This is a genomic window from Rhizobium sp. LC145 (genome assembly GCF_001005825.1).
GTDB lineage: Bacteria > Pseudomonadota > Alphaproteobacteria > Rhizobiales > Rhizobiaceae > Neorhizobium.
On record NZ_LBHV01000013.1, the window covers coordinates 1 to 16,998 of the forward strand.

A 16,998-nucleotide genomic window follows, 5' to 3' on the forward strand; every position below is an offset into this window, starting at 1 on the left:
GCCGATCGCGGAACCGATCGCGCCGATCACAGGTGCCAGAAAGCCCATCAGTCTACCTTGAATGCACGAGTGACAGCAGAAGCCGGGAGGAACTGAACGGGGCCGCCGTGGGCCCGCGTCATGAAGCCGATCGCCGTGAACACGCCGCCGGAAAACTGGCCGTCCCGCTCGATCACGCCGATATCGCCACGCTGGGCCATCAGGACGCCGATTTCCGGGAACCTCGCGGCAAATGCCTGGGCTACGTTCTCAAAGCCGTGCCTGCGCAGCTTCTTGCCCGCTCCGGCCTCGGTCTTGTAGCCGAGTGCAGCCGGGTACATCCGCTCGCCTATGACCCCCTCGACCGCATCGTCGGGGATCATGTAGCAGTCGGACTTACCCCACTCACCGGGCATAGCCTGATGCTTCGCCACAACCGCGTTGAGGCGATTTTCCCAATCTGGATGTCTCATTGATCGTGCCTGCTACCGCACCAGCGATTTGAACGGCTCGCCGAGAAGGCCGCGCCGCGAAGTGCTGGCGCTGCTGTCTTTGCGGCCCCAGAAGATTTCGACGCGCCCTGCCTTGCCGGCGTGTTCAAAGAACTTGTCACCCGGCGCGCGGCGCTGCTGATCGGCCGTGGATCGCACCCGGCCATTCTTGCGGCTGTAATCGAGCTGGCGCCCTTCGCATCGAGCGGTTAGCACATAGCCCAGGTCCGGATCGATCGCGTGCTCAATGACGTCCAAATAACCGCGCGCGACGGTCTCCACCTGCAGAAGCTCCCCGGTTTGCGGGTGGAAATGGGCGTCCATCACTCGCACCGGCCTATCCCGATAGTCCTCATTCTCGATCTGGACGAGCACAGCCGGCGTAAGGCCATCGTCGGGGCTCTCGGCTAGCGTCAGCGTGAAACTGCCGTCGGCCGTCGTACCGGAGCCGCTCCCGAGGTCCGAAACCTCGATCAGGCCAAACGGCTTGTATTCGACGCCGCTCCAAGTCAGGGGTTCGCTGCGAGCGATGAAGCCGTAGATCCCGGAGCCGAACTGGAACCGGATCATCTGGCGCGTGCTGATGCGCCCCTCGTCGTAGAGGGCTCTTACTTCCGGAGACAGGCTCATCGCAGCACCTGATAAGCATCAAAGCTAGCAGGCTCGAGATCACGTGTTTCCGATAGGCTCCAAGTTTTCCAATCGATGACGAAGAGCGCCATTGGACGCCAAAGGCGAGCGACCGCACCAGATGAGAAATAGCTAGTGTGGAGGAACGGAGCGACCGTAAGGCTTATGACCCCGGAGCCGTTCGCCGTCGCCGGCTGAAGCACAGCGTAGTAGCCATATCGGCCGTTCTGTTCGATGCCAACTCGATCGTCTGGCAGAGCCTGATATCCTGTCGGAAGCCCGGAAACCGTCAGAGCACCGGCTGCACCGAGTGAATTGACGGTGCCGGCGCCATTCCAGCCCGACGAGATTTCAGCCGGAGATTTAGCGTTCCGGTAGGCGAGCGGCGCGGAACGTGCGATATCGTAGGCTCGGATGCGATTTAGTCCACCTCGCAGCGAATGCTTCCATGCGCTCCATACCTGCTTTTCCGGCCGATCGAGACCCCACGTCTCGACGTGAGCTCTCCATACCGGATCTGTGACCTGGGTAAGGTTGAACGACATTCCCCTGTCGAACGGCGAGGATGTCACGCCATCCAACAGAGTGAAGGTGCATTCGACAAACTTGGAAGATGGTAGGTCGAAGACGGCCATCAGATGACCCTCCGCTTCTGAGCATCACGGACGCCGTCTACGATCCTGCCGGGCAGTTCCTTCCTAAGTGTCTCCACCTCTCTACGCACACGCGCAAGTTCGGCAGCATCTGCACCGGTCGCGTCGATATTGATCGGGACGGAAACTGTCACGTCGCCGGAACCGGTTTGCTGGGCGCTGCCATTCTGGTTTGCAGCGCTTATGATCCGATGATTGGGGATGACCTCCTCGCCGCCCTTGAAGCGAACGAGTTCCGGCCCTTTCTCCCCAACCCAGGCAACACCGGGGCGCGCCGACGGAGTGCCGGCGGCATAACCGGCCATCGGAGATGTGTCGAAGCCGTTGTTGAGCCACGACGGCGCGGACGAGCCACCAACGCCCATACCGAAAAGGCTACCTAGGAAGCCGAAGAACCCGCCTCCACTACTACCGCCAGCCCCGTTAACCTTGAAGACTGCGTCGAGCACTTCGTTGAGCAACTTGTCGGTGATGCGATCGAGCACGCCGAGGGCGGCATCACCGAACGATCGCCAAAGACCTTCTCCGCGCTCCAATCCGGATCGGAAGTCGTCTAGGAACCCTCGCGTGGTGTCCTTCGCGAACTCCATCTGATCCTTGATGGCTTTCGTGCCCACCTCGAGCGAGGCCATCCGCTCAGCGAGGCCGGAAAGCTCCGCCCGTTGGGAAGCTGTAAGGGTTATGCCACGCTGCTGGGCCTGATTGAGCAGGTCCGTTTCGAAACGGAGCTTCGCTGCGGCTTGCTCGGTCAGCCCAAGGGCATCCCTCTCCGCCTGCAATGAAGAGATACGGCGGTTTGCGCCGTTTACGATATCCTCGTACCTCTCGGCTTCGGACTTCCCGCGGGATTTCTTGCCCTTCTCGTCAACCTTCTCCATCCAGCCGGCGAGGTCCTTCAGAGCGGCCGCGCCCTTGCTTGCGTATTCCGTCACACCGGACGCAAAATCGCCAAGGTAGTCCCGGCTCAGTGCGTCCTGCACCGCCCTACTGCGAGCGTCGATTGCGCCACCGAGGTCACCGAAGCCGCCATCCCAAGGGGCTATCACGTCGCCAACATCGCCGATGGTTTTCATCTGAAGAGATTCGGGGAGAGCGCTGTTAGCGTAGCCGATCAGGGCATCAATGCCGGTGGCCGCCTGCTTGACCATCTCGTTCACGCCGCGGATCACCGCATTCACTGCGCCTTCAATGGCTTTACCGATGATGTTCCCAAAGTTGTTCCAGACAAATTTGATGTCTTCATAAGCGGCAACGAACGATCCGATCACGAGGTTCGCGCCTCGCTTAGCGTCGGCAACGATGTCTCGCCCAAAGATAGTGGCCAGTTCATCCCTGAAGATGACTGCGGCAGCGACAGCAGCAGTCAGACCCGCTATGAACGCGAGCGCCGGATTAGCAAGCGCGAAGGCGGCAGCCAGCATTCCAAGCTGCGTGACCAATCGGCCGAGCCAGGCGATCAGGCTGATGATCCCGCCAATGATCGTCGGCGCATACAACAAAGCCAGTGCTGCCGCAGCAGCGACAGCATAGGGCGCAACCTCATCAAGAATGTCGGCCAGTCCAGTAAGGGCGGAGGCGGCGAGTTTCGTCCACGGCACCAACTGGATCAGAAGGGCCACGAGTGCCGTCAAACCGATGGAGAGAAAGGTAATCGGCGCAAGCATAGCAGCGAAGGATGCCGCAAGGGTCTTCGCAAAACCGTCTGTGCTCATCATCGCAACCTGAGCAATCTGTAAGCCCTGTTGCAGACCTATGATGCCCGCATTCATCCCGCTAGCCGCCGTAGTTACGATGTCAAAGCCTTGAGCAGCGAGGTTCGCTGTGTTGGCCACTTTGACCACTCCACCGATATTCTGGTTGGCCGCGCGGTTCATCATTTCGATCTGCTTGGAAGCGGTAGCCGCGGCGGCACCCTCGCGTGCGTATGCCTGGGCGGCCGACGAGGCCGCACCGGCAGCGCCTCTGTTGGCGGCGGCCAATCCCTCAGTCGATGCTTCTGCCCTCGCGGCGGCACCGGAGAGATTGTTCAACTCCCCCGTCGCACGGGTTGCGCCATCGGTGCGGACCTGAATGCCGAGCTGGGCGACGTCTGCCATAGGTTGTCCTTTTCAGGAAACGAGCGCTATCGTCGCCTCCCCACGAAGGACGATTCGATGAGAGCGCTATTGATTTTGTTGATGACCGCAGGTGCCGCTTTGGCTGACGAAAAGGTAAAAGCCCTACAAACTTCCGCCTTTTACATTTCGACAGCGTTCCACTGCCAAAGAGTAGTCTCGTCTGGAGCTGATTATCAGCAGGCCTTAGTTGCCGGCCAAGCGAATTTGATGAAGGCGGGGTATTCAGAGAAAGAGGCCGGCGACATGATTGCTTCGGTCACCTCGAAGTTGGGTCAAAAACCAGACCCAGACGGCAAGCTGACCGAGGGGCTCTGCCGAGACATGTTAAAGCGCCTCAAGCAGACGGAATGAAAAGGCCCGCCGAAGCGGGCCAGTCATTTCTTGAAGTATGATGCGTAGATGTAGTCGTGGTTCCCAACGGCGACAGCGCTGTAATCCTCTCGTCCATCCTGGAAGAGAAGGACGCGTATCGAATACGTCCCGCGGATCGTGAAATACCCTGAGCGGCTCGTGACCTTCTCGAAGTTAAGCCCTCTTGTATGCGGTTCGCGCATGAAGAGAGCCATGGCTTCGGCAACGGCATAGGCATCTGTTTTAGACAGGCCCTTAAGATCGCGCAGAAATGGCTTCGTCGGAGTGAGCTTCATGCAGGCAATTAAACCTGCGCTTTCAGAAAGGCCTCAAGATCATCCGGGCTCTCGAAGCTATCCTCGTTAGCATCCTCTTCATACTTCGAACGGAATGCGATCAACGCGTAATAAACATCGGTGTACGCATTGAACTGCTTCACTCGGATATCTTCCATGCGATTGATCTGCTTGCGGAGGAAACGACCTGGCGCGCCGCCGATCTGACCTAACTTGGAAAGCGCTGCTTCATGCTGCTGATGAAAGGGAACGGAATAGGCGCGCTTAGCATCTTCCAGCGCCTCAAGCGCCTCCTCAATCGTCGGGGAAAGGAACTCACGAACCTCGGCCGCTGACGTACTTTCGAATGCGGCTTCCATCTTTGCAAAGCCATCCTGAAGCTTTTGCTTCATCGATGCCCGCCAGCGGGCCATTTGAGCGTCTACACGATCGATGGTTCTTTCGAAATCCTTCAGGTCACTGACGACGTCGAACGCTTTCTGCCAATCGACGGCAGGCTCCGCAGGCAACAGATCAAAATCTTCTTTTCTGAGGGCCAGGCTCATGAACTTCTCCAGTCCTCCATAACGTAGTACGCTTCGATGACTGAATGAAGGCCTCATTTGGTTGTTTCTCGCTCTCTGATCGCTTCGGCTTCCTTATCGATCTCGGCCACATACCGGGTATCCATGGCGCGAATGATCGCTACCTCCTCGCGCCGGAGGATATTGCCGGTGATCTGCAGCCAGGCCAGAAGCTCGGAATTCGAGACAGGGTTTGCGCCGTTGAATCCTGACGCCTGCCCTGCCCTGATCTCCCAGAACCAGTCCCAGAGGAAGGCGCCGGCATCAGGAACATCTGCTTCCGGGCTTTCCACCTCGAAAGCTTCGTTCCGCTCGCGCCGGGTCTCACCTTCCTTGTCTTTGATGCTGTCGTACCGGGCGACGATCGCTACGGCTTCGCAGAGCCTTTCGCCGAGCTCTTCGTAAAATTTGCGCGGTCCTCGCTGGCCGCGGCGACCTGATCGTAGATCCAGCCGGCCTCCTCGACGACCTCGCGCGCCTTCTCAAAGGTGAGTTCCGGTTTTTCGCCCTTCCAGGTGTGCCCGCCCCAATCCCAGGAGGCGACCGAGGCGGCGGCTCGATCGAGGTATTCCTCTTCGACCTTTGCCGAAGTCAGCTTCTTCTTCCGGCTGGCGAGGAACTTGTCAGAATGCTGCCGGACAATCTTCTTGACCTCGCTGCTCTCGGAAGAGCGGATCATGAAGGAGATGCCGAGGGGTTCTTCGGTCGCCGGATCGACGAGCTTAAGCTCGAAGAGGTCTTCCGAGTTGACGAGCTTCGAAATGTCCATGTGAGGTCCTCTTACGGAGTGGTATCGGCAGGATTGACGCGGATCGGGAGCTGGTTGAGGCCGATCGTGAAGCGCTCCAGCTCGAAATCATCCGAACCGCCGCCGGGATACAGCGGGCCAGATACGACGCCGCGGCTATAGAAGGTGGTGTTGCTGAAATCGGCGCTCGGCTTGTCGTTGCGCTCGATCTTGATGGCCATGTTGTTCTGGTTGAGCGGGTCGCCGAAGCTTCGGAGGATGATCTGGCCCGGATCATCGAATATGGAGGCTACCTCAATCTGGGGATCGCCGGCATTCGCGGTGCCCTTCTGTTTCTGGGTCACCGGCGCGTCCAGCGTGTTGTAGCTGTTCGTCGTGGAATCGGCGCCAAAATCACCGACGTTCCCCACCTTGCCGACCTGCACCCAGGTCAGAGCTTCATATTCGGTCTGGGTGAGGTCCTCATTCTGCGCGGTCGCGCATACATAGACCTTGCTACCCTTCTTGGTCGATTTGTTCACCATGGGTCATGTCTCCGGTTCGAAGGCGATGTACGGGATGCTGACGGGAACCCTCATCCGGTCCACGTCTTTGAGTGGGCTTGCTGCCCAGGGCTCGCTGCTGATCGTGATCTTCACGCCAGAGGCGAATAGGGTTTGGTTCTTGAAGCGGTCGATGATCTCGCCGGCGACATCGAGGGCCTCGGTCAGCCCGATACCAAGCGGCCACATCACCGATGCCTGCATGATTCCCCGCTTCTGCTGCGGATCGTCACCCATCGTGATCTGACGGGTTTGGTTCGGCAGGAAGGTGAGTTCGATGAACTTGCCCGGCTTCGTCTGGCCTGAGGCCGGGAACGTGACGTTCGGCCCCGCAATCGGCAGGATGTCCAGCATGGTGCGCAAATGCGTAGCCAGCGCACTGAAGATGATTGCGTCCGTGCCCGTCGCCATGTACCGGTTACCTATGTCTGGAAAGCCGCCACTCAGTGACAGCGAGGTTTACGAGCGCCTGCATGAGGCGTGGGCGGTGCTCGCCAACACGAGGGGCGAGACAAAGCACGGCGATGCAGCCCTACGCGTAGCTCGGCACATGCTCGTCACGCTTGAGGCCGCGCTGGTTAAAAAGATGGATGCTGCTACAGACCGAGACGGGCCCTTATCTCCGCAGCCTTCCGATCAACAATGATGGGCCAGTTCTGGGCCGCCATGCGGACGAATGCGTCTGCTGGCTGACCATTAGCCCCGTACTCGCGATGTGCCGCATAGCCAGCGGTGAACCCAACATAGATCGTATCCGTGATATCCGCCCCCGCTATCACTGCCTCGATTTGGGCGAAGTCGAACGGATATGTCTGCCCTTCAACCGGACCTGAGCCAGCGATGATGCGCGGCATGGCGGTGGTTGATGCAAGCGCCGAGGCTCTCAGAAAGCCGGTGACCACCCTGAGACGGCCACCTTCGCGCGTCGGCTTCAGCATCTCCTCCGAGACTTCCTGCACGCTCTCTTTGAAGACGGCTTCGACGGCTCCGGGAACCTTCTCGGCGAAAGCCGCCACCTGTGCGGTGAATGTCAATTTTGCCATCAGACGGCCTCGGCGCGGTACCTACGGACGACAGAGCCAATGTAGTCGATCTTATACTGCAGCCGGCACCTGCAGCCGGATATCTCGCTCACCGGCGCTTGCGGGTCGCCTGGGTAGCGCAGCAGCGCGCCCGATGGGCTCTGGAATGCCTCATCCACGCCGACGCTCTTGCCGTTCAGCGCTCTATGGGTATGGCGCACCCGATTGTCACCGGCCGTGCGCCAGATCTTGGTGACGTCCTGTGCCTCGATCTTGCCGGCGGCGATCTGCTGGCGAATGGCATTGTCCCGCGCCGAGCTAAGCGCCATCATGGTTTCCGTGCGGGCGAGCATTTCGCCGCGGAGCATCAGGTTCCGGTCGTTCAGCCGCGAAATCATCGTCTGCAGCATGTCCGGAGCGACGGGCCGCTCGTCTCGTAGGGCGGCCAACACCGTCCGGTCAAAGCGCCGGTCCCGCGTCTTCAGCTCCAGATACTGCCTCATGAGCTTTGCATCGCCGGATGCGAGGTTCGCCCTCGCCCGCTCGATGAAATCGATCTGGTGAGCCGTAAGCCCAATGACACCGCCTTCTCGGCGACCGGTGACACGGTTCTGCCGGCCGATGACATCGAGAGCCGTGACGCGAGGGTTCAGGCCTCGGGCGAGCCCATATTCAAGCGCCTGGCGCACTCCCTGCCGCTGGTCCTCGGTGATGTGCGTCACCATGGTCGAGGACAGTTCCCGAAGGATACGCTCCGCTTCCGGATTGCGGACGCCGAAGCGCCAGACGACGCGGGCACCGTCCGGCCCCTTCGTCGGCAGCTCTTCCAGCATGTTGATGCCGCCGGCGTTGAACGCCTCCTGCAAGGCAATCTCCAAGGTGGAGAAGGCCTCCCGATCAAGCTCCATCGCTTCGACGGCGCCCAGGATGTCGCCGCGCTCCAGGCGGTCGATCACTCGGGCGAGAACGATGCTCGACTTGATGGCTTCGATGCTCTCGCGGAAGGCAGCGGCAAGTCGTGGCTCGTAAGTGTCGAGCAGTTCGTCAAACGTCATAGGGACATCCCACCTCGTCACCGGGGAACTGAACAATTTCCTGGACGTTGCCGGTGCTCATCTAAGGGAGAACCGAAGCCATGAGCGAAGTCACAGCAATCGAAAGCCTGGACCTCAACCGTTACCTGGGGCGCTGGTATGAGATCGTCCGCCTTCCGCTCAAATATGAAGACGATGCCGCAACGGACATCACGGCAACCTACTCCCTCAACAGCAATGGGAAGATTCGGGTAGACAATCGATGCTTGGACAACAACGACCGACCCAAGCAAGCGGTTGGCGAAGCGGAGCCTGTCGATACCTCGAACGCAAAGCTGAAGGTCAACTTTCTCCCGGCCGCCCTTCGCTGGTTACCCTTTACCGACGGCGATTATTGGGTGCTCAAGATCGATCCTGAGTACAAGGTCGCACTGGTCGGCACCCCAGATCGCAAATTTCTCTGGGTGCTCGCGAGGGATAGCACAATCCCCGAAAGCACCCTGGAAGACTACCTTGCCGAAGCTCGACGGCAGGGGTTTGACCTAACGAACCTCATCAGGCCGCAGCACACCGGACTGGAAGTCAGCGACGCTATGCTTGAGACCGGATGACGTTTATCCAGCAAGCCTTCCCTGCACGATGTGAACCACATCCGTGACCCCGTCATATCGGTTCGGATCACCATTGATGATGCGGAATGTCTTGCCGTTGGCGGTGACGGTGTCGCCTGGACTGGGCACGATCGCGAGGCCGACCGAGGAGATGTAAATCTGCACATCCCCGGCGAGGATGACCGTCCCGTTTATCTCGTGCGCTTGGTAGGCCATCGGCACGAGCGTGGCCGGATAGTCGATCGGCACCGGCTCGCCGCCCTCTACAGGGTCAGGAGCGCTGAAGCGCGTCACCGTGCCCTGTTGGCCATACTTCCCGATTAGACGATGCGCTACCGACTGCAGGTGGGTGTAGAGGGCGTTAGGCATCAGCGCCCCTTTCCTTCTTCAAATTCGCGCATAGGTAATCCAGGCATGCGCATTCCCGCGCATCACAAGGAGCTAATCGCCTATGGGTGTGTCCGTTCTCGTCAGCATCTTGATCACCTTCCTGGTAATCGTGCTGGTTCTGTATCTCGTCAACCGCCTGCCGCTCGGTGCCCGCATTCGACAGATCGTCCAGGTCATCGTCGTCATCATCGGCATCATTTCCCTGCTCAGATACTTGGCAGTCTTCTAGACGACCTAGACCCTCAGCAGGTCTACAGAAGCGCCGAAAGACTGCTTGAGGTATGAAGCCAACAGATTGTCGATGATAGCGATCTGCGGCCTGATGGAGGCCGCAGAGACCCCACCGGCGTATTCGAATTCCTCTTCAATCGCGCCGACCTTGACCCGCTCCCGTGTCACGGTCTTGGCTGCCACGTAATCCGGGGCGAGCGAGCCAGGGGTGACGATCTCGCGGTAGGCGGCCTCGATGATCGCGTACTTCACCTCGGCCGGCGCGTCCGTATCATCGAACTCGACGCTCCAGCGGGTGTTATAGGTGCTCGCGATGTAATCCTGCCCGCGGCGGAGGGCAGCCATCTTCACCGCCTCATCGCCAGTCCATGCCGTCCAAGCGCGGGCTTGAGCATAGGCGTCGGCTTCAGGCACGGTGACGGCGAGCGTGGTGTACGAAAGCATCAGTGAACCCTCACCGTCTCGTAGTCTTCGAATACCACCGTGAACCACTCATCGTCGCCGACCCGAACGATACCCACGACCGCTGCATTGAAGTCGTCGGTTTCTTCGCCGTCAGCGTCGAACATGTTGGTGATCTCACAGACCAATCCATCATCGGTGACGGCCATCATGTGGCTGCGGTTCACGGCGGCGATATCGCGAGGCATCAGCCGTTTCGCTTCTCGCGTTCGAGGTCTCGCAGCGCGCCGAGATCATCCAGGGCGTCGTTCTGGTCGAACTCGACTTCCATCGCGATCAGATCGGCCTCGATCTCGCGGCGGGTGAGACCATTGGATGCGGTTTCGTTCTGCCGAGCCTCGGTGATCTCAGCCAGCCGAGCGATCAGCGTCTCACGCTTTGCCGCATGGTGCGGCTTCTTGCCGGTTGCAGCCTCGATTGCCGCGCGGAGCTCATCATCGGAAAGACCATCAGCGGGTTCGACTGCTGCGGGCTGACCAGAAGAAGCCTTGTTGCCCGGCGGTGCGAACACAGCGTCGATGATCTTGAAGCCCTGCGACATCAGTTCCTTCTTCCGCTCCGGCGTGACCGGATGCGGCTCATAGACCACTTTGCGTTCTTTCATTGGAAGCTCCTCAGGGTGCGGTGTAAGTGAAGGTTGGGACACCGGCCGCCACCGTGACGGAAATGTTTCCGCCACCTGCAGCGGGGAACGTGTTTCCATTTTTCACGATGCAATCAGTGCCGGCGAGTGTGGTGGTGCCGATCGCCCCCGCGGATACCGTCCGGGTCGCCGTCGAGCTCTTGCCCGCAGCGTCAACGATCGTCTGGTTACCCGCCGCCACTGGGGCAATCGTTGCGGCCAACCTGATGTAGGAGAGCGCGCCGTTCGCCACGGTAGCGGCATGGGAGCCTGCAACTGCAGCACCCGCGCTATTCTGGACGGTCACCGTCCCGCCGTTCGAAATCGCCGCGATGGTCGCAGGCAGTGCCACCCGCGATACTGCATTGGCGGCAACCGTTGCAGTGGCATTCCCGATTGCAGCTCCGGCGCTGTTGGTAACCGGGACCGTACCGCCATTGGAGACGACCGCCTGATCTGCCGGGAGTTCGGGCGCCGGCGGATTGTCGATATCGAACTCGGCAACGCCGCTATATGCAGCCGGGATGGTGCCAGCGACGAAATCGCAAGCCTCAGTGATATCGGCGCCGCTGCCATCCTTGCCGAGACCGGCAGGTATGGATGCGTTGCTGACCTGGACGAGGTAGGGAGGCTCCGCCATGGTGTTGAGAGCGGCGATGTCTGCCAACTCTTGCTCGGAGGCTACCGCACTCGCAGTGAAATAGATGATCTTCTGGGTCATGGAGTTTCTCCATAGAAAAACCCCGCCGAAGCGGGGTTGATGTGTCAAGGATGCCGCGCCAACAAAAGTGCGAGGCTCTTTCTATTGAATTGCTGCCCTGAAGAACTCTCCGTGGTTCCGCATTGCATATGCATCTCTGGCCCGTGCAGCAGCTTCCGCTGTCTCGAACAAGCCAAGGTTGACCCTCTTTCCGTTCGCTCGCACCCGTGCCAACCACTTTCCAGATCGGCGGTCAAAATTCACGCCAACGAAGCCACTTGAATTACTGACCTTAAGCCCAGTGTTGACATTGTTCTGCGGTGGCGTCGCCAAGCGAAGGTTCGCAAATCGATTGTCGCGTTTGTCCAAATTTACATGATCTATATGCTGCTTCGGCCACTCACCGGTCATGTAAAACCATGCCAGCCTATGAGCGTAGTATCGGTGACCGTAGACGCTGACGCGCCAGTATCCATGAACTCCTAAACCGCCAGCATCCATTCCCGCTATTCGCCGATGCGAGTTCGTCTGCAACCACCGGAATTCACCTGTGGCTGGATCATATTCCAAGGCTTCTTTGAGCTTCGATTGCGTAAGATCGCGCGGGGCGATAATCTCGCATTCAGCCATCTCTACCTCCTTACAGGTGGGGCTTGGTGAGAGCCGCCATCGGTTTGCAGACCGTTGGCGGCTCGATCATTTTAGACTTTAAGCCTGCCCGATAGCAAGCACACCGGCCGTGTGCTTGATGGAAGTGGCCACCTTGTCCCAATTGGAACCGGTCGCCAGTTCGGCATCGGTCGGAGACTTGCCGCCGTTCGCCTCGTCCCACGAAAAGCCCTTGAGACCCAGACCGAAGGTGTAATCGATCTGCAGGGTGGTCTCGATGCGCTCCTTGCCGTTGCTCGTCTCGATGTTCGAGATGATGTCCCGGCTATCGTGGACGATGGCCGCATTGGCCGCGAGCGACAGGACACGGCGCTTTGCCGGGACTGCCGGAGGCCCGACCTCAGCGGCGCTGTAGAGGGCCGGAGCATCGGTCACCACAGCCGTCCGGCCGAGGATATCGACAACCCGGACGTTACCCGCCTGGAACAAGGTTTCGTTGTTGGTGAGGTTCTGACCGATAAAGCCGTGATAGGTCACGCCATCCATGATCTGGGCCACCAGAAGGGGCGAGTGGTCACCGAACAGTGCATGGCTGTCGTTGACCGACACGTAATCCACTTTCTTCGTCGCGGAGACATCGACGGTGGTAGCGGTGCCCTGGTTGCTGATAGCCGCGACGAGAGCGGCGATTGCCGTGTTGAGCTGGTCCTGCAGCAGGGCCTCGGCGAAGTTGCGGGATGCAACCTCGATACCCTCGGCGGTCGGCTTGTTGAGCCAGGTCATCTGCGACGGCTCGAACCGAACCGGGCCGAAGCCGCCGGCGACCTTGACCGAGGAGTGTTTGAGCTGCGTCAGATCAGTCGGAGCGGCATCACCGTTCGCCGAATAGCGGTCCACGCGGCGGCGTGCGGAGTGGATAGCGGCATAGAAGGACTCCTGGAGGAAGTCGCCTTCGAAGCCTTCCGTGGTCAGGCGGATCGCGCCGCCGGACGCTGCATTGAACTTCTCGACCATCTGGGCGAGCGTTTCGATGGTTGCAGGCATGAAATACTTGTTGAACACCTGCATCTGCGAGAGAGACATGGCTTTACCTCATAGTGATGTTGATGATGTGGGGTGCCGGTAGTCGGCGGGAGTGGCGCATCGCGCCGAGTGCTGCACCCCATCGAGGGCAGCCAGACCAGAGCTTAGCCTTGGGCCAGCTCCGGGAACTTCGCAGCGATCGCCTTGGTGCGTTCGCTCTTGTCTCCGCCGAAGTTGCCGGCGGGAAGATTCTTGCCACGGCCGTTGCCGTTGTTTCCCTGGGCCTCGGGTCCGGACGCCTTGCCGAGATAGGCCTTGCCCTTCCCGGCTGCCCATTCCTTGACGAACTCGGGCACACCGATCTCGCCCAGGTCGGTTTCGACGATAGCCTTGCGATCGCCGTTGTCGGCGCGCTGAACCTTCACGTTAGGGCGGAGGCTGGCAAGCGCACCGTCGAGCAAATCCGGATCGACGCCGACATCGAGCAGGGCATCCTTCAGGCCACCGTCCGCAAGGGTGCGGTCGATATAACCGTCGCGCTCCCCGATCTGCTGATCCTTGGTGGCGATATCCGCGGCGTGCTTCTGCTTCAGTGCTTCGATGGCGCGGGCGTGCTGATCCTTGAGGGCCTGGATAGCCTCGTCAGGCTTGCCGCCCTCGCCTGCCTTCAGGCGGGCCCATTCGTCGGCGTCGAAGTCTTCCGGCAGCGTGCCTACCTTGCTTTCAAGCTCGGTGACCTTCGCCTTGTATTCGTCGCGCTTGCGGATGTTCTCGCGATTGGCGGTGATGACGCCGCGCACCTTCGGGTGATCATCGATCCCTTCGATATCGAGGACGAATTTATCGCCGTCTTCGCGGTAAAAAGCTTTGTGTTCCTCCGGAATATCATCCGCGGAGGTGTAAACGCTCTTGAGAGCCATCGGCTTTCCTTTCGGGTTAGATGCCCGCCTCGCGGGCCGGTTATTCCGCCGCGCTGTTCGACGGCAGGTTCATCGCCGCGCGCTCCTCCGAGCCGTCGCGGTCGAATTCGTCTTGATCCATCATCTCCAGCTCTTCCTCAGGCGTGCGGCCGTCGGGGATGATGCCGCCCTTCTGTAGGCGATCGAATGCAGAGCGCCAGGAATAGGCGCCGGATTGCCAGCCCGAGACGATCGCGGTGAGCTCCTGTCCGGTGAGCGAACGATCGAAGAAATCGAGGTTCGGAGTGACCTTCACCTTTTCCGGATCTTCGCCGATCCAGCGGGCGAGGTTCTTCAATGCTCGCTCAAGTCCGGATGCGCTGTTCATCGCGATCGTTTTGAGCGTGGATGTCTGATTGCCGAGACGGAGACGCCTCGCCTCGCCGCTCTCTGCCGTCTTGGCAGTGTCGATGAGGATCTGGGCACCGAACACGACAGCCCGTGCGAGGGCATCCTGTATGGCCTGCTTCTGGGCATCAAGACCGGGCCCGGAGAACTCGAGATATTTTGCATCCCCGCCGACCGGGAGAAGCCAGAGCTTGGAGGAGCCGAGCGTCGTCGGCGCCCTTCCCTCCTTCACCGCCGAGGCAGGATCATCGAAGCCGATGGCGACAGGCGTCGGTTCACTCGTCATGTGGAGGGCGAAGACATAGTCCGCATCCAGCCGGTAGATGCGCACAGCCAGCTTTCCAAGCCCGTACAGCGGCACGTCATCCGGCGTGGGTGAAAGGTCGTTGGCATTGATGAAGACAAACGGGAACGCCGCCAATGGCCGCTGCTTGCGATCGAGCGCCACCACATCTTCCGAGGGTTCCCACTTTGCACTCGTCTCCGTCCAGACGCGGGAGACGAAGCGCCCACCTTCCATGAGGCACTGACGGAACTGGCACTTCTCTTCCCACGCGTTCTTGTCACGGTTCAGGACGAGACCGCTTTCATCGAGCACCACATAGTCCGGCTCGCCATTGGTCGAGCTGTCCCAGTTGACGATGCTCTCGGCAATGTATCCCGCGAGATAAGGAGCGCCGCCGCTCGAAATGCCCGGCAGGATGCCATAGCGGCCCGTCACGAGCAGTTCGAGGGCAATCCGACGGTGGAGTGCATCGAGCGTCAGCCCATCGCGTGTAGCCTTCTCCCTCAAGGGCTCCATGCCGGCCGGAAGCTCGATCACGGCCGGCTTGTCGAGGATGGTTCCCGTCGAGCCCCGCACGGTCGGCGCTACGAGCTCCGGGAACTCCGCTCGCAGCTTGTAGGCGTCATAGGCGGCCTGGCGCTTTGCGGGATCATCGATCGCCCTGGTGCCCGACTTCATCGGCAGGTAGGCCTCACCGCGCTGCTTGATAGCATCTTCGCCGTCCATGCAATCGCGCATCAGCCGCCAGGACGGGCAGAACGCCTCGTACAGCGGATGCTTCAAGGTCGGGTCAAAGGCCATCAATAGAATCCTGTGTCTACTACAGCGGCGCGGGCGACGGGCACGGCCAGTTCGTTGAACGCACGCGATGAGGCGTCCACGATGTCTTTCAGCTTCCCAGCCGGGAAAACCTCGACCTCGTCGAGGAACATGTCGTTCCAAGGCCCAGACAAGAGATCGACGTTGCCTGCCTCGCATTGGGCAGCGAACGGTTCAGCTCTGGTTTCCTTGTCCCCGCTCTCCGGAGTTGCGACCGCGATATGCCCGGCCAGCATCGCAACGAGCTGCTGCGCCTGGTCCTTGCCTGCTTGTCCTGGGTCCTTCGGCATCGAGACCTTCACCCGCACGCCTCCGGCATCATCTTGCTCTGCGGTCGTCTTGATAAGCCTTCGCACACCGGCGGGGCTTTCCCTCTCCGCCTTGCAATCGGCTACGATGAAACGCCCTTGCGGGGTTCGGCCGATCTTGACGCCTGCAGTGCGGGCTCCCTCGCCGTCCTTGGTGGCGGCCAAGTCCCAACCACGAACAAACACCGTCCCGGCCGGGATAGCTCTGACGATCCCGAAATAAGACCGCTTGAACATACCTCCGCCACGTGGGGCAGGGCGCTGCTGGTTCTGACCAGCGTGGCCTAGTGATCCGAGCGAGATCTTGTCTCTCTCCACCACTTCACGTGAGAAGCGCTTAGTGAAAAGGAGTTCGCCCTCTTCCGTCCGAATATCTTGAGGGTAGACCTCTTTCCACTCGGATTTCTCGACATATTCCCTGCGGCTCTCAGGGATAGCGCCACCTTCGAAGTACCAGACTTGCTTGGCGGCATCGTACCGGCCAAGCCTGACCTTCTCGTCATGGAAGGATGGCTTGACCACCGTGTAGCAACGGCGCTCCGGCTCGAATTCCATGGGGAGCATCAGATGCTCGTACCCAAGGTTCCGAGACAACGCCACGCCAGTCGTGTCTTCCTCGTGCAGTCGCTGCATCACGACCACGATGGCAGATGTTTCAGGATCGCTCAGACGGGAAGGAACAGCCTCAAGGAATGTCTCCTTCGCATTCAGCCGGTCGGCGTCTGACTTTGCCATATCGACCGATAGCGGATCGTCAATGATCACTCGATCGCCGCGCTCACCAGTCAGTGACTGGAAGGACATCGCGGCGCGGAAGCCGGCCAGATCGTTCTCAAACTTGAGCGTGGAGTTCTGGTCGGGCATCAGGTTGAATTGTGAGCCCCACCTATCCCTGAACCACTGGGATTGCACCAGGCGACGAGCCTTGATGTTATCCCGCTTCGCCAGCCCCTCCTTGTAGGCCGTGGCGATGGTGCGCAGCCAGGGCTTATTGAGAGGCCCCCATTCCCATGCCGGCCAGAACACACCAACGGTAAGGGACTTCATGGTCCCCGGCGGAACGTTGATGATCAACCGGGTGAGGCCGCCGTCGGTTATGGCCTTGAGGTGATCCGAGATCGCGTCGATATGCCAGCCGTGGACGAACGCCCTGCCCGGTTCCAGCACATGCCATCCCCCGCGGATAAAGGAAGCGAGAGAAACG

At 60.1% G+C, this 16,998-nt stretch carries 25 protein-coding genes; 3 read left to right on the forward strand and 22 right to left on the reverse strand.

Annotated features, from left to right (window positions below; genetic code table 11):
- Window positions 1–47: 47 nt before the first annotated feature.
- From YH62_RS25380 to YH62_RS25395, 4 genes are read right to left on the reverse strand one after another with little or no spacing between them, the layout of a single operon-like run.
- Window positions 48–452, reverse strand: a complete 405-nt coding sequence (locus YH62_RS25380; protein WP_046797109.1) for a hypothetical protein — start codon at window positions 450–452, stop codon at window positions 48–50.
- A 12-nt stretch (window positions 453–464) separates the two neighbouring features.
- Window positions 465–1,100 carry a hypothetical protein gene (locus YH62_RS25385; RefSeq protein WP_046797110.1) on the reverse strand — a complete coding sequence of 212 codons (636 nt, stop codon included), beginning with the start codon at window positions 1,098–1,100 and terminating at the stop codon, window positions 465–467.
- Complete coding sequence (locus YH62_RS25390) at window positions 1,097–1,735, reverse strand: hypothetical protein (protein ID WP_046797111.1); 639 nt, start codon at window positions 1,733–1,735, stop codon at window positions 1,097–1,099. Before YH62_RS25390 ends, YH62_RS25385 begins: the two co-directional genes overlap by 4 nt.
- On the reverse strand, window positions 1,735–3,849 hold the full coding sequence (locus tag YH62_RS25395; RefSeq protein WP_052760513.1) for a hypothetical protein: 2,115 nt from the start codon (window positions 3,847–3,849) through the stop codon (window positions 1,735–1,737). The genes YH62_RS25390 and YH62_RS25395 overlap by 1 nt, the downstream gene beginning before the upstream one ends.
- Before the next feature lie 57 nt (window positions 3,850–3,906).
- On the opposite strand from YH62_RS25395, the gene YH62_RS25400 reads away from it, so the two are divergent.
- Window positions 3,907–4,221 carry a hypothetical protein gene (locus YH62_RS25400; RefSeq protein WP_046797112.1) on the forward strand — a complete coding sequence of 105 codons (315 nt, stop codon included), beginning with the start codon at window positions 3,907–3,909 and terminating at the stop codon, window positions 4,219–4,221.
- 23 nt (window positions 4,222–4,244) lie between these two features.
- On the opposite strand, the gene YH62_RS25405 is transcribed toward YH62_RS25400, so the two are convergent.
- The 8 genes from YH62_RS25405 to YH62_RS25440 form a co-directional block, all read right to left on the reverse strand.
- Window positions 4,245–4,517, reverse strand: coding sequence for a hypothetical protein (locus YH62_RS25405; RefSeq protein ID WP_046797113.1), 273 nt, complete (start codon window positions 4,515–4,517; stop codon window positions 4,245–4,247).
- 8 nt (window positions 4,518–4,525) lie between these two features.
- Window positions 4,526–5,062: a hypothetical protein gene (locus YH62_RS25410; protein ID WP_046797114.1), complete on the reverse strand. Its 537-nt coding sequence runs from the start codon at window positions 5,060–5,062 to the stop codon at window positions 4,526–4,528.
- Window positions 5,063–5,115: 53 nt separating this feature from the next.
- Complete coding sequence (locus YH62_RS25415) at window positions 5,116–5,373, reverse strand: hypothetical protein (protein WP_137326863.1); 258 nt, start codon at window positions 5,371–5,373, stop codon at window positions 5,116–5,118.
- Between the two features lie 74 nt (window positions 5,374–5,447).
- Window positions 5,448–5,849, reverse strand: coding sequence for a hypothetical protein (locus YH62_RS25420; protein ID WP_046797116.1), 402 nt, complete (start codon window positions 5,847–5,849; stop codon window positions 5,448–5,450).
- A gap of 11 nt (window positions 5,850–5,860) precedes the next feature.
- On the reverse strand, window positions 5,861–6,352 hold the full coding sequence (locus YH62_RS25425; protein ID WP_046797117.1) for a hypothetical protein: 492 nt from the start codon (window positions 6,350–6,352) through the stop codon (window positions 5,861–5,863).
- Between the two features lie 3 nt (window positions 6,353–6,355).
- The gene (locus YH62_RS25430; RefSeq protein ID WP_046797118.1) at window positions 6,356–6,781 is read right to left on the reverse strand and encodes a phage tail terminator-like protein; all 426 of its coding nucleotides are present in this window, start codon (window positions 6,779–6,781) and stop codon (window positions 6,356–6,358) included.
- Between the two features lie 185 nt (window positions 6,782–6,966).
- Window positions 6,967–7,413: a hypothetical protein gene (locus YH62_RS25435; RefSeq protein ID WP_046797119.1), complete on the reverse strand. Its 447-nt coding sequence runs from the start codon at window positions 7,411–7,413 to the stop codon at window positions 6,967–6,969.
- Complete coding sequence (locus tag YH62_RS25440) at window positions 7,413–8,447, reverse strand: phage minor head protein (protein WP_046797120.1); 1,035 nt, start codon at window positions 8,445–8,447, stop codon at window positions 7,413–7,415. Before YH62_RS25440 ends, YH62_RS25435 begins: the two co-directional genes overlap by 1 nt.
- Window positions 8,448–8,527: 80 nt before the next feature.
- Here YH62_RS25440 and YH62_RS25445 point away from each other — a divergent pair, with 80 nt between their 5' ends.
- Complete coding sequence (locus YH62_RS25445; RefSeq protein ID WP_046797121.1) at window positions 8,528–9,037, forward strand: lipocalin family protein; 510 nt, start codon at window positions 8,528–8,530, stop codon at window positions 9,035–9,037.
- 3 nt (window positions 9,038–9,040) lie between these two features.
- Here the strand turns inward: YH62_RS25445 and YH62_RS25450 are convergent, their stop codons facing one another.
- Window positions 9,041–9,406 (reverse strand): hypothetical protein, encoded by a 366-nt coding sequence (locus tag YH62_RS25450; RefSeq protein ID WP_046797122.1) that lies wholly within the window; start codon window positions 9,404–9,406, stop codon window positions 9,041–9,043.
- Window positions 9,407–9,494: 88 nt separating this feature from the next.
- Between YH62_RS25450 and YH62_RS30335 the strand changes: the two genes are divergently transcribed.
- On the forward strand, window positions 9,495–9,656 hold the full coding sequence (locus YH62_RS30335) for a Thivi_2564 family membrane protein (protein ID WP_137326869.1): 162 nt from the start codon (window positions 9,495–9,497) through the stop codon (window positions 9,654–9,656).
- A 5-nt stretch (window positions 9,657–9,661) separates the two neighbouring features.
- Here the strand turns inward: YH62_RS30335 and YH62_RS29180 are convergent, their stop codons facing one another.
- The 9 genes from YH62_RS29180 to terL form a co-directional block, all read right to left on the reverse strand.
- A complete protein-coding gene (locus YH62_RS29180; RefSeq protein WP_052760514.1) occupies window positions 9,662–10,102 on the reverse strand; it encodes a DnaT-like ssDNA-binding protein in 441 nt (146 codons plus the stop codon).
- Window positions 10,102–10,308 (reverse strand): hypothetical protein, encoded by a 207-nt coding sequence (locus YH62_RS25460; RefSeq protein ID WP_046797123.1) that lies wholly within the window; start codon window positions 10,306–10,308, stop codon window positions 10,102–10,104. The genes YH62_RS29180 and YH62_RS25460 overlap by 1 nt, the downstream gene beginning before the upstream one ends.
- Complete coding sequence (locus YH62_RS25465; protein ID WP_046797124.1) at window positions 10,308–10,724, reverse strand: hypothetical protein; 417 nt, start codon at window positions 10,722–10,724, stop codon at window positions 10,308–10,310. The genes YH62_RS25460 and YH62_RS25465 overlap by 1 nt, the downstream gene beginning before the upstream one ends.
- 10 nt (window positions 10,725–10,734) lie before the next feature.
- The gene (locus tag YH62_RS25470; RefSeq protein WP_046797125.1) at window positions 10,735–11,463 is read right to left on the reverse strand and encodes a hypothetical protein; all 729 of its coding nucleotides are present in this window, start codon (window positions 11,461–11,463) and stop codon (window positions 10,735–10,737) included.
- Window positions 11,464–11,544: 81 nt separating this feature from the next.
- Complete coding sequence (locus YH62_RS25475) at window positions 11,545–12,072, reverse strand: HNH endonuclease (RefSeq protein WP_046797126.1); 528 nt, start codon at window positions 12,070–12,072, stop codon at window positions 11,545–11,547.
- A gap of 78 nt (window positions 12,073–12,150) precedes the next feature.
- A complete protein-coding gene (locus YH62_RS25480) occupies window positions 12,151–13,134 on the reverse strand; it encodes a major capsid protein (protein ID WP_046797127.1) in 984 nt (327 codons plus the stop codon).
- 104 nt (window positions 13,135–13,238) lie between these two features.
- Entirely contained in the window at window positions 13,239–13,994 is a 756-nt protein-coding gene (locus YH62_RS25485) for a hypothetical protein (protein ID WP_046797128.1), read from the reverse strand.
- 40 nt (window positions 13,995–14,034) lie between these two features.
- Entirely contained in the window at window positions 14,035–15,468 is a 1,434-nt protein-coding gene (locus YH62_RS25490; protein ID WP_046797129.1) for a DUF4055 domain-containing protein, read from the reverse strand.
- Window positions 15,468–16,961, reverse strand: a complete 1,494-nt coding sequence (gene terL / locus YH62_RS30915; protein ID WP_245282192.1) for a phage terminase large subunit — start codon at window positions 16,959–16,961, stop codon at window positions 15,468–15,470. Before terL ends, YH62_RS25490 begins: the two co-directional genes overlap by 1 nt.
- Window positions 16,962–16,998: the final 37 nt, after the last annotated feature.

Excerpts from the sequence above, each read along its gene's own strand:
- YH62_RS25430 (WP_046797118.1), bottom strand. The coding sequence starts at position 6,781 with ATGGCGACGGGCACGGACGCAATCATCTTCAGTGCGCTGGCTACGCAT.
- YH62_RS25490 (WP_046797129.1), bottom strand. The coding sequence starts at position 15,468 with ATGGCCTTTGACCCGACCTTGAAGCATCCGCTGTACGAGGCGTTCTGC.
- YH62_RS25435 (WP_046797119.1), bottom strand. The coding sequence starts at position 7,413 with ATGGCAAAATTGACATTCACCGCACAGGTGGCGGCTTTCGCCGAGAAG.
- YH62_RS25390 (WP_046797111.1), bottom strand. The coding sequence starts at position 1,735 with ATGGCCGTCTTCGACCTACCATCTTCCAAGTTTGTCGAATGCACCTTC.
- YH62_RS25470 (WP_046797125.1), bottom strand. The coding sequence starts at position 11,463 with ATGACCCAGAAGATCATCTATTTCACTGCGAGTGCGGTAGCCTCCGAG.
- YH62_RS25405 (WP_046797113.1), bottom strand. The coding sequence starts at position 4,517 with ATGAAGCTCACTCCGACGAAGCCATTTCTGCGCGATCTTAAGGGCCTG.
- YH62_RS25465 (WP_046797124.1), bottom strand. The coding sequence starts at position 10,724 with ATGAAAGAACGCAAAGTGGTCTATGAGCCGCATCCGGTCACGCCGGAG.
- YH62_RS25420 (WP_046797116.1), bottom strand. The coding sequence starts at position 5,849 with ATGGACATTTCGAAGCTCGTCAACTCGGAAGACCTCTTCGAGCTTAAG.
- YH62_RS25425 (WP_046797117.1), bottom strand. The coding sequence starts at position 6,352 with ATGGTGAACAAATCGACCAAGAAGGGTAGCAAGGTCTATGTATGCGCG.
- YH62_RS25475 (WP_046797126.1), bottom strand. The coding sequence starts at position 12,072 with ATGGCTGAATGCGAGATTATCGCCCCGCGCGATCTTACGCAATCGAAG.
- YH62_RS25440 (WP_046797120.1), bottom strand. The coding sequence starts at position 8,447 with ATGACGTTTGACGAACTGCTCGACACTTACGAGCCACGACTTGCCGCT.
- YH62_RS25380 (WP_046797109.1), bottom strand. The coding sequence starts at position 452 with ATGAGACATCCAGATTGGGAAAATCGCCTCAACGCGGTTGTGGCGAAG.
- YH62_RS25460 (WP_046797123.1), bottom strand. The coding sequence starts at position 10,308 with ATGCCTCGCGATATCGCCGCCGTGAACCGCAGCCACATGATGGCCGTC.
- YH62_RS25485 (WP_046797128.1), bottom strand. The coding sequence starts at position 13,994 with ATGGCTCTCAAGAGCGTTTACACCTCCGCGGATGATATTCCGGAGGAA.
- YH62_RS29180 (WP_052760514.1), bottom strand. The coding sequence starts at position 10,102 with ATGCTTTCGTACACCACGCTCGCCGTCACCGTGCCTGAAGCCGACGCC.
- YH62_RS25445 (WP_046797121.1), top strand. The coding sequence starts at position 8,528 with ATGAGCGAAGTCACAGCAATCGAAAGCCTGGACCTCAACCGTTACCTG.
- YH62_RS25480 (WP_046797127.1), bottom strand. The coding sequence starts at position 13,134 with ATGTCTCTCTCGCAGATGCAGGTGTTCAACAAGTATTTCATGCCTGCA.
- YH62_RS25400 (WP_046797112.1), top strand. The coding sequence starts at position 3,907 with ATGAGAGCGCTATTGATTTTGTTGATGACCGCAGGTGCCGCTTTGGCT.
- YH62_RS25395 (WP_052760513.1), bottom strand. The coding sequence starts at position 3,849 with ATGGCAGACGTCGCCCAGCTCGGCATTCAGGTCCGCACCGATGGCGCA.
- YH62_RS25410 (WP_046797114.1), bottom strand. The coding sequence starts at position 5,062 with ATGAGCCTGGCCCTCAGAAAAGAAGATTTTGATCTGTTGCCTGCGGAG.
- YH62_RS25385 (WP_046797110.1), bottom strand. The coding sequence starts at position 1,100 with ATGAGCCTGTCTCCGGAAGTAAGAGCCCTCTACGACGAGGGGCGCATC.
- YH62_RS25450 (WP_046797122.1), bottom strand. The coding sequence starts at position 9,406 with ATGCCTAACGCCCTCTACACCCACCTGCAGTCGGTAGCGCATCGTCTA.